At 49.0% G+C, this 13,075-nt stretch carries 12 protein-coding genes and 1 tRNA gene; 1 reads left to right on the plus strand and 12 read right to left on the minus strand.

The window, feature by feature from the left end; translation table 11 throughout:
- From carB to H8876_RS09365, 6 genes are all read right to left on the minus strand, one after another.
- The coding region (gene carB, locus H8876_RS09340) for a carbamoyl-phosphate synthase large subunit (protein WP_249287524.1) at nt 1-1,814 on the minus strand (1,814 nt) is incomplete at its 3' end.
- The gene (gene carA / locus H8876_RS09345) at nt 1,807-2,931 is read right to left on the minus strand and encodes a glutamine-hydrolyzing carbamoyl-phosphate synthase small subunit (RefSeq protein WP_465250744.1); all 1,125 of its coding nucleotides are present in this window, start codon (nt 2,929-2,931) and stop codon (nt 1,807-1,809) included. The genes carB and carA, both read right to left, overlap by 8 nt.
- A gap of 115 nt (nt 2,932-3,046) precedes the next feature.
- On the minus strand, nt 3,047-3,547 hold the full coding sequence (locus tag H8876_RS09350) for a PaaI family thioesterase (RefSeq protein ID WP_249287525.1): 501 nt from the start codon (nt 3,545-3,547) through the stop codon (nt 3,047-3,049).
- A gap of 98 nt (nt 3,548-3,645) precedes the next feature.
- Nucleotides 3,646-4,173, minus strand: a complete 528-nt coding sequence (locus tag H8876_RS09355) for a nitroreductase family protein (protein WP_249287526.1) — start codon at nt 4,171-4,173, stop codon at nt 3,646-3,648.
- 69 nt (nt 4,174-4,242) lie between these two features.
- On the minus strand, nt 4,243-5,490 hold the full coding sequence (locus H8876_RS09360; RefSeq protein WP_249287527.1) for an MFS transporter: 1,248 nt from the start codon (nt 5,488-5,490) through the stop codon (nt 4,243-4,245).
- Nucleotides 5,491-5,643: 153 nt separating this feature from the next.
- Nucleotides 5,644-6,516 (minus strand): MerR family transcriptional regulator, encoded by an 873-nt coding sequence (locus H8876_RS09365; RefSeq protein WP_249287528.1) that lies wholly within the window; start codon nt 6,514-6,516, stop codon nt 5,644-5,646.
- A 209-nt stretch (nt 6,517-6,725) separates the two neighbouring features.
- On the opposite strand from H8876_RS09365, the gene H8876_RS09370 reads away from it, so the two are divergent.
- A tRNA-Arg gene (locus tag H8876_RS09370) sits at nt 6,726-6,802 on the plus strand.
- A 554-nt stretch (nt 6,803-7,356) separates the two neighbouring features.
- Here H8876_RS09370 and H8876_RS09375 read toward each other — a convergent pair.
- From H8876_RS09375 to rny, 6 genes are all read right to left on the minus strand, one after another.
- Entirely contained in the window at nt 7,357-8,091 is a 735-nt protein-coding gene (locus H8876_RS09375) for a sigma-70 family RNA polymerase sigma factor (RefSeq protein ID WP_177265278.1), read from the minus strand.
- The gene (gene spoIIAB, locus H8876_RS09380; RefSeq protein ID WP_177265279.1) at nt 8,081-8,527 is read right to left on the minus strand and encodes an anti-sigma F factor; all 447 of its coding nucleotides are present in this window, start codon (nt 8,525-8,527) and stop codon (nt 8,081-8,083) included. The genes H8876_RS09375 and spoIIAB overlap by 11 nt, the downstream gene beginning before the upstream one ends.
- 3 nt (nt 8,528-8,530) lie before the next feature.
- Complete coding sequence (locus H8876_RS09385; protein ID WP_249287529.1) at nt 8,531-8,896, minus strand: STAS domain-containing protein; 366 nt, start codon at nt 8,894-8,896, stop codon at nt 8,531-8,533.
- Nucleotides 8,897-8,993: 97 nt separating this feature from the next.
- A complete protein-coding gene (thiI, locus tag H8876_RS09390) occupies nt 8,994-10,184 on the minus strand; it encodes a tRNA uracil 4-sulfurtransferase ThiI (protein ID WP_249287530.1) in 1,191 nt (396 codons plus the stop codon).
- A 107-nt stretch (nt 10,185-10,291) separates the two neighbouring features.
- Nucleotides 10,292-11,455 carry a cysteine desulfurase family protein gene (locus H8876_RS09395; protein ID WP_249287531.1) on the minus strand — a complete coding sequence of 388 codons (1,164 nt, stop codon included), beginning with the start codon at nt 11,453-11,455 and terminating at the stop codon, nt 10,292-10,294.
- A gap of 51 nt (nt 11,456-11,506) precedes the next feature.
- On the minus strand, nt 11,507-13,054 hold the full coding sequence (rny, locus tag H8876_RS09400) for a ribonuclease Y (protein WP_249287532.1): 1,548 nt from the start codon (nt 13,052-13,054) through the stop codon (nt 11,507-11,509).
- Nucleotides 13,055-13,075 lie beyond the last annotated feature (21 nt).

Consider the following 13,075-nt stretch of genomic DNA (forward strand, 5'->3'; position numbering starts at 1 on the left):
GTATCAAAGTCGGTACTTACGGTTTCCGGGTTGTTGTTCATGATAATAGCTTCATATCCAAGATCCTTGATAGCCCATACGCCCTGCACACAGCAGTAGTCAAATTCGATACCCTGACCGATCCGGATCGGACCGGAACCGATAACCAGGATCTTCTTTTCGTGGCTCGGCACGCTCTCATCTTCTTCGTCGTAGCAGGAGTAGTAGTACGGCGTTACCGCATCAAACTCCCCACCACAGGTATCAACCATTTTATATACCGGATAAATGTCATTATATACACGAATGTCCTGCAAAACATCTCTGGAAATGCCGGACAGCTCGATGATATCACTGTCAGTAAAGCCGCGGTATTCTGCCTCGTAAACCAGTTCCTTGGTGAGAGGCCCCTTCTGCAGCTGGTGCTCCATGTCGATGATCCCCTGGATCTTGTTAAGGAACCAGCGGTCGATCTTGAGCATCTGATACAAAGCTTCCACGTCCATCAGTTCACGGCGCATCACTTCCGCGATACAGAAGATACGTTCATCGTCGCAGGCCTTCATCTTCTCGATCAGGTCCTCGTCGTTCAGGTTGGACACAAACGGGATGTGCAGACCGTCGCACTTGATCTCGATGGAAGTCAGGGCTTTCAGCAGCGCACTCTCGAAGGTCCTGCAAATGGACATGACCTCACCGGTGGCTTTCATCTGGGTACCCAGGTGCCTTGATGCCGTCCGGAACTTGTCAAACGGCCACTTCGGGAACTTTACGACAACGTAGTCGAGAACCGGCTCGAAGCAGGCACTCGTAGTCTGCGTTACATAATTGGAAAGTTCATCCAGATTGTATCCCAGCGCGATCTTAGCTGCGATCTTGGCAATAGGATATCCTGCCGCCTTCGAAGCCAGAGCCGAAGAACGGCTTACGCGAGGATTTACCTCGATTACGATATATTTTCCCGTATCCGGATCCAGTGCGAACTGCACGTTGCAGCCGCCCTTGATTCCCAGGCTGCGTATTATTTTAATAGATGCGTCACGGAGCATCTGATATTCTGCATCACGCAGCGTCTGCGTCGGGGCTACGACGATACTGTCACCTGTATGTACGCCTACCGGATCCAGGTTTTCCATGCTGCAGATGATGATGCAGTTGTCTCTGCCGTCGCGGATCACTTCGTACTCGATTTCCTTCCATCCTGCTACAGATTTTTCCAGCAGGATCTGTCCGATAGCACTGTTCTCCATGCCTTTATAGCAAAGCATCTCCAGCTGTTCCATGTTTTCTGCGATACCGCCGCCTGTGCCGCCCAGTGTATATGCCGGACGAATGATCACAGGAAAGCCTTCTTCCTTGACGAAGTCGTAGCATTCTTCCATAGACGTTGCGATGATGCTGCTCGGGATCGGCTCGCCGATCTCCTGCATCAGCTTCTTGAATTCTTCCCGGTCTTCCGCCTTTTTGATGCTTTCCCGGTTAACGCCCAGAAGCTCTGTGCCGTATTTTTTCAGAATGCCTTTGTGATCCAGCTCCATAGCCAGATTCAGACCTGTCTGTCCTCCAAATCCTGCCAGCATGCCGTCCGGACGTTCCTTGTCTAGGATCTGTTCCAGCGCCTCTTCCGTCAGCGGCTCCATATATACTTTATCCGCGATTCCTTTATCAGTCATGATGGTGGCAGGGTTGCTGTTGACCAGGATCGTTTCGATGCCTTCCTCCCGGATCGCCTTGCAGGCCTGTGTTCCGGCATAGTCAAATTCTGCTGCCTGTCCGATAACGATCGGACCTGATCCGATGATCAGGATCTTATTCAGTGATGTTTTCTTAGGCATTTTCCCTGTCCCCCTTCATTCTGTTGATAAACTTGTCAAACAAATAAGCATTGTCATCCGGCCCCGGAGATGCTTCAGGATGGAACTGTACCGAGAAAATAGGCAGATCACGATGCTCCATACCTTCTACCGTTCCGTCGTTCAGATTCAGGTGCGTTACTTCCATTCCCTTCAGAATAATACTCTCGTGCTGTACAGCATATCCGTGGTTCTGTGAAGTGATATAGGAACGTTTGGTTTCCTTGTCATATACTCCGTGGTTTCCTCCACGGTGTCCGTACTTCAGTTTATATGTCTTGCCGCCCAGAGCCAGCGCCAGGATCTGATGTCCCATACAGATACCGAACATCGGCACTTCGCTGGTCCTTATCAGGTTGTGTACTTCCTCGATAGCTTCTTTTGCTTCCTCCGGATCTCCAGGTCCGTTGGTCAGGAAAATGCCATCCGGTTTTTCCTGCAAAATTTCCGCCGCAGGTGTTCCGTACGGATACACGGTAAGTCTGCAGTTTCTCACCTGCAGGCAACGCAGAATATTGGTTTTTACACCGAAATCCAGAACAGCCACCTCATACGGCTTTTCTTCCGTCACAGCAGTTGGTTCCAGAACATACTTTTCTTTTGTAGAAGCCTCCTTCATCCAGTCGCCTCTCAGCTCCCCTTTGCTGCAAAGCTCCTTCGCTTCCGCGATTGAGATATCTTCTGTGCTAATAAGGCATTTCACCGTTCCAAACTTTCTGATTTTCTTTGTGATCTGCCTTGTATCAACACCGAACACACCGGGAACATTCTGCTCCCTGAGCCACTGATCCAGGCTCATAACGCTGTTGCTGTTAGAAGGCATGTCACACAGATCCTTGATCACAAGTCCAAATGCATGAATCCCATCGGACTCATTATCAATATCACTGACCCCGTAATTTCCGATCAGCGGGTAGGTCATCGTAATGATCTGCCCCTTATAGGACGGGTCTGTCAAGATCTTCTGATAACCTGTCATGGATGTGTTGAAAACCAGCTCTCCCACAGCAGTTCCCCGTGCGCCGAAGCCGATTCCTTTAAACACGGTCCCATCTTCCAGATAAATCAAACCTTCCATTTCTTCGATCGTTTTTACCATAATTCTCTCCATCATCTTATTCTACACAGTGAATAAGCGACATTTCTGTCGCTTCGTTATAAATAATTATACACGAAAACAAATGTTTATGCAAGCACTTGTTCCGCATTTTCTATCATTGATCTGAGGGATCCTGTTCGCTGTTCTGATGCTCTTTTGTCGTGTCCACATTCATGTAAACCGACGCACCCGACGCCACCAGCTTCCCTGTCTGCTCACTGTACGCTTCACAGGTCAACTGGGTGATCCGCCGTCCCGTGGCGATAGCCTTTGCAATAACCAGCATCCTGTCTCCCACTTTAACAGGCCGAATAAACTTGACGTCCAGACTGATAGTCGGCGCATAGTTTTTGCCCGCAAAAAAACGGGTCAATGCAGCAATCGTAATATCGAATGCCGTGCATATGATCCCGCCGTGAAGATGTCCTGCCCGATTTGCCTGCCATGGCTGAACGGGGAAAGCAAAGGTAATGGTTTTATCAGCAAAGCAACAGCCGGCATCATCCGCCTGCATCATGCCATTGATCAAATCCTTTTGCTGTATGTTGTTTTCCTGCAGCGTTTTTGCCACATGGGCTTCCAGCTTTTGCTGTCCGCCGGATGTCCGATCTGTCATACGCCGTACCTCCCCTTTGTATATAATACTACAAATCCATCAAACAATCAAATCTAAAAATGAGATGAGACACAAAATCCCACCTCATTTTTTGATTCTTATTTATCTGCGTAGATGATCCTGCCTTCTCGTCTCTCCTTTGGCTCAGGAAGTTCACAGTCAGCATATCCGAGAGCCAGCGCTCCGACACCTGCAAAGTTTTCCGGGACACCCCATTTCTTCATGAGCTTCTTGCCTTCTTCTGTTTCGAACATCTGACGTTCTCTGTGGATCCATCTGGAAGCCAGACCGATGGAATGAGCTGCAAGCATCATGGTATCCAGCACGCAACTTGCATCCTCGATGTATGTGGTTCTGTCCGTCGGAGCCAATACCAGAATGACTGTAGGTGCATCGTAGTACGGATTGCTGGTAGCGTTCATGACCGCCGCATTCATACGAACGATCTGAGCCATAGTATCCTTGTCCTGCACCACTACCATGACCGGACTCTGCATTCCCATGCCGGACGGCGCATACAGTCCAGCATGGAGAACCGTCTGCAGTTCTTCGTCCGTGATCTGCTGATCCTTGTACTGTTTGATAGATCTTCTCGTGATTATATTCTGGATTACTTCGTTTGTCATTTGAATCTCTCCCTTCCGTTTTTTACCGTTCTTATTTTACTCTTTTTCAGGTAAAATTGTCAAACATATCTATGTGTTTTTCCTGTGAACTGCATCCTTATCCACGCTGAGATGACTGGCGCTGACCAGCTTTACGAGCAGCACGATGAGAAGCGTTCCCGCAGTGGAAACAAGTGTCCCTGTCAGCAGGAGCATCTTCGAGCTACAAAGGTCCAGAATCATGCCTCCTGCGACGCTTCCGATAATATTTCCCAGGGTGATGGCTACCGTAAACATGGCCTGTCCACGTAAAGCTTCCCCCTTATCCATGATGGCATCGATAAAACTGACCATAGCAGGGAACAGCAGCCCATACCCGATGATCTGGCAGAGCTGCGCCAGATAAAACACCACCATAGAATCAGCCAGGTACATCACGAAGATTTTGATGGTAAAAAACACAGCTGACAGCCTCAGCAAAAAAACATAGGAAAAGTGCATTTTCAACTTATGAAATGCGATCATCGCCGGCATTTCACAAACGCAGAGGAGCAAGATCACAACGCCCATATCGCTGGTATCCCCACCGATACCCTGTACGATCTGAAGCGTAAAATTTTCCTGTATCACATTGCCGAAAAACAAAGCGATAATGCCAAGGCTCATAAATGCAAAAATCCGGTTGCGCCGCATAAACTCCAGAATTCCGATAGACTGCCGCGCCGGATTCTTTGCAGGATCAAAATTCTTCGGAATATCCTTATGGCTCGACATAGTCTTCTTGTAATGATGCCCGGTAGCGAAGATCACCAGCGTCAGAAGGGCCAGATTTACCAGTGCCAGATATAGGACGATCTCCGGCTGGAACCAGACAACCAGATAGCCCAGCACGAAGCTGATACCGCCAGCCGCCAAGGATCCCATGCTCCGTCCCACGCCGTAATTGACCTGCAGGCCCGTCTCCTCCAGCTTGAAACTGAGAGCATTGACGAAGGGATGCATGGCGGTATGCAGGATGATCACGCCTACATAAGCGATGGTCAGCGCTGCGGATTTTTCACCGATCAAGAGTACCGCAAATACGCCAGCCGCCAAAAGCAAAGTCAGCATCTTGATCATTCCGATGCTGTCCAAGCGGGAAGACCGATCCGTCACATGGGTGATCACCGTCTGCAGAAGGATAGCCAGCACACTGCCCACCGCGATGATCGTCCCGATGGACGCATTGGTGTAGTCTTTTTCCAGCAGCAGCACAGAAACAAAGGATCCTGCTACCGTGTACAGCATCCAGTAGATAGCCTGAACTAGTGCGAAATCAATATTTAAAAGTCGTTTCATTAATTTCTCTCCTGCTATAACTACAATATGCTACTGTCGGTACTTGATCAACAGCAGCATATCGCAGTTTACTATTTCTTTTTTCTTTCATGAAAAACAAATTGCTAAGTTATGGTATGAGGTCTCCTCGCCTGCTACCCGCTCCCGACAGATTCACAGCGTTCGCCGCTTCACCGAGATCTGGATGTGAGTCACCAGTTCCTCATCGATTTTCGTATCGATGGTGTCCACGAGAAAAATCTCGTAGATGTCCCCTGTGATTTCAAGATTATTCGCTTCAATATACTTGAGAAGCCGCTGGTAACTTTCCTCCATGTGCTCCAGGCTGCCACCGTGATACAGGCAAGCATACGATCCGCCCGGCACCTTTTTCGCTTTATTGCTCTGCGATTCTCCCACCAGCATATTCCCTGCCGCACGCGGCCTGTCAAATCGTCCAGAAAGAATATCTCCTTTCGCCTTAACACAGATCGATGGACCCATACTCCAGAAATTTTCCTGACCGAGCTCCTCTAAAACATCACTTAGAAGCATATCATAGGATTTTCCTTTAGAAAAGTCAGCCGAAACATTCTGCTCTTTGATCCGTGATTTTCGTTTCACACTCTCTCCATGTGATAAAATCGCCAGCCTGTCTGGATATTCCCGGATTTCAGGCTCCTGTTTCTCCAGATCCAGATTGTCCGTAAGATCAAAGTAATGGATGTTTCTAAGTAACTGCAACCGAATGCCCTGCAGTTCCCCGATCTGCTTGTTGATTTGATCCAGTTGAAGAAAAAAATTCTGCCGGGTAGCTTCTTTGCATCGACGATCAAAAAGCTTTTTCATATCTGCCAGAGGCATACCCAGTTTTTTCAGATACTTGATCGTATTTAAAAACAGGAAGTCCTCATACTTGTAATATCGATATCCATTTTCCCCCATTACGCTAGGATGAATCAGACCGATTTTATCATAATAACGCAGCGTATCTGCCGATATTGAACAGATCCGTGCCGTTTCTCCTACTGTAAATCCCGGTTTCATTATAAAGCACCTCTGTTGTCTATCACTGGTATTATTATAAAGGTTGGAGTAGCTCTAATGTCAAGAGGTACGGCAATAAATGTTTAAGAAAAAGAAAACTTAATATCAGCTATAAATATATCCGTCAAAAAAATCCTCTGCAGCACAAAATTTTCTTTGACATTCCCCATGTGTCTAGTGTATAATTATTAATGTTGTAAACTGAATAAGCGCTATTAGCTCAATTGGATAGAGTAACGCACTACGAATGCGGAGGTTTGGGGTTCGAGTCCCTAATGGCGCGCCAAAATGAAAGCACCTATGAAGTGGGTGCTTTTATTTTTGTGTGCATAGAATAGAGGGACTCGAAGCCGAAAGGGCCTGAGCGGCCGGGAAATCATGAATTCCCAGATCACGAAAAAAAACGGCCTTGATTTGGATTTTTTACTTCTTATGATCTGTGCCTTCCTTCATGAATTCCCATTTTTCAAAATAAAACAGCAAGTTGGGAACTGCTTTACAAGATATTTACAGCGCAGAGAAAAACAGTTCCCAGAAAAACAGTTTTTATATCTTTTGAGGAATCATAATGTGTGCCGCGCATGGATCTTGAAACATTTACAGTATCGAACTTCCCATATGGCTTTGAAAAAATCAAATCTGGGAATTCATGATGCAAGCAAACATCTGAATCGAGAGATTAATTCCCAATTAGATCAAATAATTTTCGATCTGGGAATTCATAGTGCAGATAAAAACGTGGTCTCCTGCCCACTGAACAAAGGGCTATGCTCCCCTGCCTCCCAGCACTAGAATCCCAGGCTCCAAACCCCTGCCTCCCAGCACTAGCATCCCGCACTCCTACCCCATCATCTTCTCCCGCATCCGCTCCAGCACTTTCTTCTCGATACGTGAGACCTGGACCTGGGAAATCCCCAGGATCCCGGCAATCTGCTGTTGAGTCATGTCCTTGAAGTAGCGGAGGACAATGATCTGTCGCTCCCGTTCCTCCAGATCCCGGATGGCGGTCTTCAGATCGATAAGATCTACATTCTGCGCCTCCTCATCCACGTATTCACCACCGTGCATTCCTTCCGGGATCGCTTCATTGTCCAGACTCTCGATGCTGGACAGAGATTCAATAGCTTCCAGGATCTCCAAAACATGCTCCCTTGAGATCCCCATCTTATCAGCCAGCCAGCTGACTCTCGGACTGACGCCATGTTTATGATAATATTCCTGCTGAAGTTTCTTGAGATTTTTCATCTCTGTTTTCATCTGTCTGCCGATTTTGATTTTACCGTCATCACGGATATAACGCTTGATTTCTCCCATTATCATCGGGACTGCATAGGTCGAAAACATAACGTTATAGCCCGTGTCGAACCGGTCGATGGCTTTGACCAGTCCCACGAATCCTACCTGCATCAGGTCCTCCGGCTCATAGTATCCCGATGCATATCTCATTGCCAGGTTCTTTACCAGCCCGATATTCTGATCGACTATCAGATCCCGCGCCCGGCGGTCTCCGTTTTGTGCTGCGTCAATTAGTTTGTATGTATCCTCCTTAGCAACCGGTACATATTTATAGGGCACTGACCAGATCCAGATATTTCGTCATCGTCACGGCAGTCCCTTTTCCTTCCTCTGACTTCACCTGCAGCTTGTCCATAAAGCTTTCCATTACCGTAAATCCCATGCCGGAGCGCTCTTCGCTTTCCACTGTAGAAAACAGCGGCTGCATGGCTTTCTCCACGTTGGCGATTCCGCGACCGTGATCGCTCACGATAATCGTCACCCGGCCATTCCCATTGATTTCACATTCCAGCTCCACCATGGCCTGTGACCGGTCTTCCCAGCCGGAATATCCGTGAATCACGCTGTTGCTCACTGCTTCCGATACGGCTGTCTTGATCTCCGTCAGCTCCTCCACCGTCGGATCCAGCGGCATCACAAACGCCGCGGCAGCAGACCGGGCAAATGCTTCATTTTCCGCCAGCGCACTGAACACCGTTTTCATTCTATTGTTCATCGATCAAACCTCCCCTGTCATCTGCGGAGCGCTTTGCAGCATCAACTCCGCCTGCCTCTGGGTATCCGCCTGCTGCACCAGCGAAAATACGCCTGCCATTTCTAAAAGCCGTGCCACATGCGGACTGCATCCGCTGATACAGATCCTGCCGCCTGACTTCACCATTTTTTTATACCGCCCCAGCACAACGCCGATACCTGCGCTATCCATAAATCCAACACCCGAAAAATCCATCACCAGATCGCTGCACCCAAACTCCTTCATGGACTGATCGATAGTATGACGCAGCGCCGACGCCGTGTGATGATCGATATCACCTCTTAATAACGTAATCAGTACATTTCCTGAGCTTCGAAACATGACTTCCATAAAAAATCCCCCTTTGCAAAGACTACATTACTATTATAGTCTTCACAAAAGGGGTTGTCCTTAAGAGATACTGTTGAAAAGATTCTACTTTTCGCCTTTACTGTGGGAAAATGTCGACGATCTCTTCCGATGCCACTGCATCTGCGATCAGTTTCTCACAGTCCAGCTTGCTTTCCGACGCCAGGATCCGATCCAGCTTCGGCTTGGTCACAGGATGCTTCGGCAGAAATACCGTGCAGCAGTCCTCATAAGGCTGGATGGACGTTTCGTAAGTGCCGATTTCCTGCGCTTTATCCATGATATCCACCTTATCCATAGCGATCAGCGGACGCATGACCGGCAGGGAAACTGACTGATCCGTCACCACCAGAGCTTCTGCCGTCTGACTGGCCACCTGTCCCAGGTTTTCCCCGGTGATCAGCATTCCGCAGCCTGTATTCTTAGCGATTTCCTGTGCGATCCGCATCATGAACCGGCGCACCAGTATCGTCGTTTCTTCTTCTGGACAGTTTGCCACGATCTGTTCCTGGATCGGCAGCAGATTGATCACGTGCATCTTGAACCGTCCGCAGTAGGTCGCTACGATGGAAGCCAGATCTTCCACCTTTTCCTGTGCTCTCTGGCTGGTGTACGGGAAGGAATGGAAGTGGATCGCTTCGATCATCATGCCCCGCTTGGCCATCATCCAGGTAGCGACCGGAGAATCGATCCCGCCGGATAGAAGGGACAGACCCTTGCCGTTGGTTCCCAGCGGCAGACCACCGAATCCAGCGATCTTATCCTGGTAAATATACGATTTATCGTGTCGAACGTCCACAAACAGAAGACAGTCCGGATGATGCACATCCACTTTAAGAACTTTGCAACCCTTTAATACCACCGCACCGATCTGTCTGCCGATCTCCGGAGACTTCACCGGAAAGTTCTTGTCCGCTCTCTTCGCTTCGACCTTAAAGGTCTTGATGCCTCTCTCCTCAATGGCCTCCAGCATATACTTTACAGCAGCCTCGCCGATGGATTCCATGGTGCTCTCACACTCCACCGCCGGACTGATGGACGCTACACCGAACACCTTGGAGATCTCATGGATGATCTCCTGCTTATTCAGTGCTCCGTCTGCGCGAACGAAAATCAGACCTTCCTGTCTCTTGACACTGATGCCGTCGAACTTTTTTAAAAGCTTCTTGATCCGCTCCACCAGCATCCGTTCAAAATACGGCTTGTTCATGCCCTTCAGAGCAACTTCCCCGCATCTCACAATAAAAATATGTTCTTTTTTCGTATCCATACGTCAATCTTCTCCCTTATCTTCTATTCTGCAGGCTTCGCTCTGCGCATTCCTGCCATTCCTGCAAAGTCCGCTCTGCGGTTTTTCCTGCAAAGCACGCTCCGCGGCTACCGGAAACTTCCCAGCCTGCGGAAACGCTTCACTGCCGCCGTCACTTTGTCCACAACGATCTCCATTTCATCGATTTCATTAAACCGTCCGAAGCTGAATCGCAGTGCGCCTTCGATTTCCCTATCCTTTAATCCCATGGCTCCCAGCACATGGCTCTGGCCTTTTTTGTTGGACGAACACGCTGAACCTGTCGATACGTATATACCGTCCTGCTCCAAGGTGTGGAGCAGCACTTCGCCCCGCGTTCCCAGAAACGAGATATTCAGGATGGAGCTGCAGCACTGACCAGACGCCACACCGTCTTCTTCTACGCTGTTGATTATAAGATCCTCCAGATTATCCTTAAGGCCTTTCAGCAGTGCGCGGCGCATTACTGAGACACGCTGACATTCCTCATCGCGATCCTTTGCAGAAAGCTCCGCCGCCGTTCCAAACCCCGTAATAGCCGGGACATTCTCCGTGCCGGAGCGATTACCGTGCTCCTGCCCACCGCCTTCGATGAGTGCCGGAAGATGGATTCCTTTTCTCACAAATAATGCTCCCGCGCCCTTAGGACCGTGGATCTTATGGCTGCTGACGGAGATCAGATCCGCGCTTTCCGGAACCTGCAGCTTTCCGAAGCTCTGCACCGCATCGCAGTGAAACCAGCCGGGTGCGTTCTTTTTCTTCATCAGATCCTTGACCGCATCCACCGGCATGATGGTTCCAGCTTCATTGTTGACCTGCATCAGGCTCACCAGGATGGTGTTTTCATCGATCGCATCCTCAAGCCGCTCAAGATCCAGTCTGCATTTGTCATCCACACCAACATAAACTACATCGTAACCGTCCTGCTCCAGACGTTTACAGCATTCCAGCACAGCCGGATGTTCTACGGCAGACGTGATGATCCTGTTTCCACGACGGCGCAGCGCCCTTGCTGCACCAAAGATGGCAGTATTATCCGCTTCTGTCCCGCCAGAGGTGAAGATCAAAGTCCCGTTTCCGGCTCCCATAGCCTCTTCCACCTGTTTTCTGGCATGCTTGACTGCCTTCTCGCTGTCCAGCCCCAGCTGGTACATAGACGACGGGTTGCCGAAATACTCTTCCATATACTTCATCATCGTCTCCGTCACCTGCGGATACTGTTTTGTTGTTGCACTGTTATCGATATATATCATATTCTTCTTCCTTCTGGAAAAAAGGCGGATCCGAAAATCCGCCTTTCTGAATTATTTTGCATAATCAACTGCTCTTGTTTCTCTGACAACATTGACCTTGATCTGTCCCGGATACTCCAGTTCCGATTCGATCTTCTTGGAAATGTCACGTGCCAGAAGTCCGATGCCATCGTCGCCCACCTCATCCGGCTTGGCGATAATGCGGATCTCTCTTCCTGCCTGGATCGCAAAGGACTTGTCTACGCCCTCTGTTGTATTGGCGATCTCTTCCAGCTTCTGCAGACGCTTGATATAGGATTCCAGCGTTTCTCTTCTCGCACCAGGTCTCGCTGCAGAAAGTGCATCCGCCGCTGCAATGAGAACCGCCTCGATGGACTTCGGCTCGTAGTCGCCGTGGTGAGCTGCCATACCGTTGATAACAGCTTCGGATTCCTTATATTTACGCAGCACTTCGATGCCGATATCAACGTGAGTACCTTCTCGTTCGTGATCCAGAGCTTTACCGATATCATGCAGCAGTCCGGCTCTCTTTGCCAGTGTCACATCCAGACCCAGTTCGCCAGCCATCAGACCTGCCAGCTGAGCTACCTCGACGGAATGCTTCAGTACATTCTGTCCGTAAGACGTTCTGTATTTCAGGCGTCCCAGCAGTTTAACCAGCTCCGGATGGAGGTTGTGGATGCCCACATCGAAGGTTGCCTGTTCACCGGCCTCTTTGATGATGGCTTTCACTTCTCGCTCGGATTTTTCTACCATTTCCTCGATCCGTGCCGGATGGATCCTCCCATCCACGATCAGCTTTTCGAGAGACAGTCTTGCGATCTCTCTTCTTACCGGATCAAAACCGGACAGGATCACAGCTTCCGGCGTATCGTCGATGATCAGATCGATTCCTGTCAGCGTTTCGATCGCACGAATGTTACGACCTTCACGACCGATGATCCGACCCTTCATTTCATCGTTAGGAAGCGGTACTACAGATACCGTGGATTCTGCCACGTGATCGGCAGCACAACGCTGGATCGCTCCAGTGATGATTTCTTTCGCTTTCTTGTCTGCATCTTCCTTGGCCTTGCTCTCAATGTCCTTATACAGGGCTGCCGCATCGCTGCGCGCTTCCTTTTCTACCTTCTGCAGTATGATTTCCCGTGCGTGTTCCGTAGAGTAGCCGGAGATCTTTTCTAACTCATCCAGCTGTCTTTTAAGCACCTTATCCATTTCCTGCTGTTTATTTGTGATGCTCTTTTCTTTATTTATTATGCTTTCTTCTTTCTTTTCAATATTTTCAAGTTTTCTGTCGATAGATTCCTCTTTCTGGATCAGTCTGCGTTCCGATTTCTGAATTTCGTTTCTCCGCTCCCGGATCTCCTTCTCCAGATCATTTCTCTGCCGGTGAGCCTCTTCCTTGGCCTCCAGCACCAGCTCCTTCTTCACGGTTTCCGCTCTGTTTTCCGCGTCGAGGATCATATTTTTTGCCTTCTGTTCTGCGTTGCCGATGGTCTTTTCGCCGATCGATTTACGCAGTATATATCCAACCAGTATGCCTATGACAAGCATGACTAGTCCAATAACGATCATCAAAATTATTGACACCATCATACGGTCTCCTCCTTTTCATTT

Source organism: Lentihominibacter faecis, from assembly GCF_014306095.1.
GTDB classification, from domain to species: Bacteria; Bacillota; Clostridia; order Peptostreptococcales; family Anaerovoracaceae; genus Lentihominibacter; species Lentihominibacter faecis.

Bases quoted from the DNA above. Each gene is read 5' to 3' on its own strand.
- carA (WP_465250744.1), bottom strand. From the start codon at position 2,931: ATGGTAAAAACGATCGAAGAAATGGAAGGTTTGATTTATCTGGAAGAT.
- H8876_RS09350 (WP_249287525.1), bottom strand. From the start codon at position 3,547: ATGACAGATCGGACATCCGGCGGACAGCAAAAGCTGGAAGCCCATGTG.
- H8876_RS09355 (WP_249287526.1), bottom strand. From the start codon at position 4,173: ATGACAAACGAAGTAATCCAGAATATAATCACGAGAAGATCTATCAAA.
- H8876_RS09360 (WP_249287527.1), bottom strand. From the start codon at position 5,490: ATGAAACGACTTTTAAATATTGATTTCGCACTAGTTCAGGCTATCTAC.
- H8876_RS09365 (WP_249287528.1), bottom strand. From the start codon at position 6,516: ATGAAACCGGGATTTACAGTAGGAGAAACGGCACGGATCTGTTCAATA.
- spoIIAB (WP_177265279.1), bottom strand. From the start codon at position 8,527: ATGAACAATAGAATGAAAACGGTGTTCAGTGCGCTGGCGGAAAATGAA.
- H8876_RS09385 (WP_249287529.1), bottom strand. From the start codon at position 8,896: ATGGAAGTCATGTTTCGAAGCTCAGGAAATGTACTGATTACGTTATTA.
- thiI (WP_249287530.1), bottom strand. From the start codon at position 10,184: ATGGATACGAAAAAAGAACATATTTTTATTGTGAGATGCGGGGAAGTT.
- H8876_RS09395 (WP_249287531.1), bottom strand. From the start codon at position 11,455: ATGATATATATCGATAACAGTGCAACAACAAAACAGTATCCGCAGGTG.
- rny (WP_249287532.1), bottom strand. From the start codon at position 13,054: ATGATGGTGTCAATAATTTTGATGATCGTTATTGGACTAGTCATGCTT.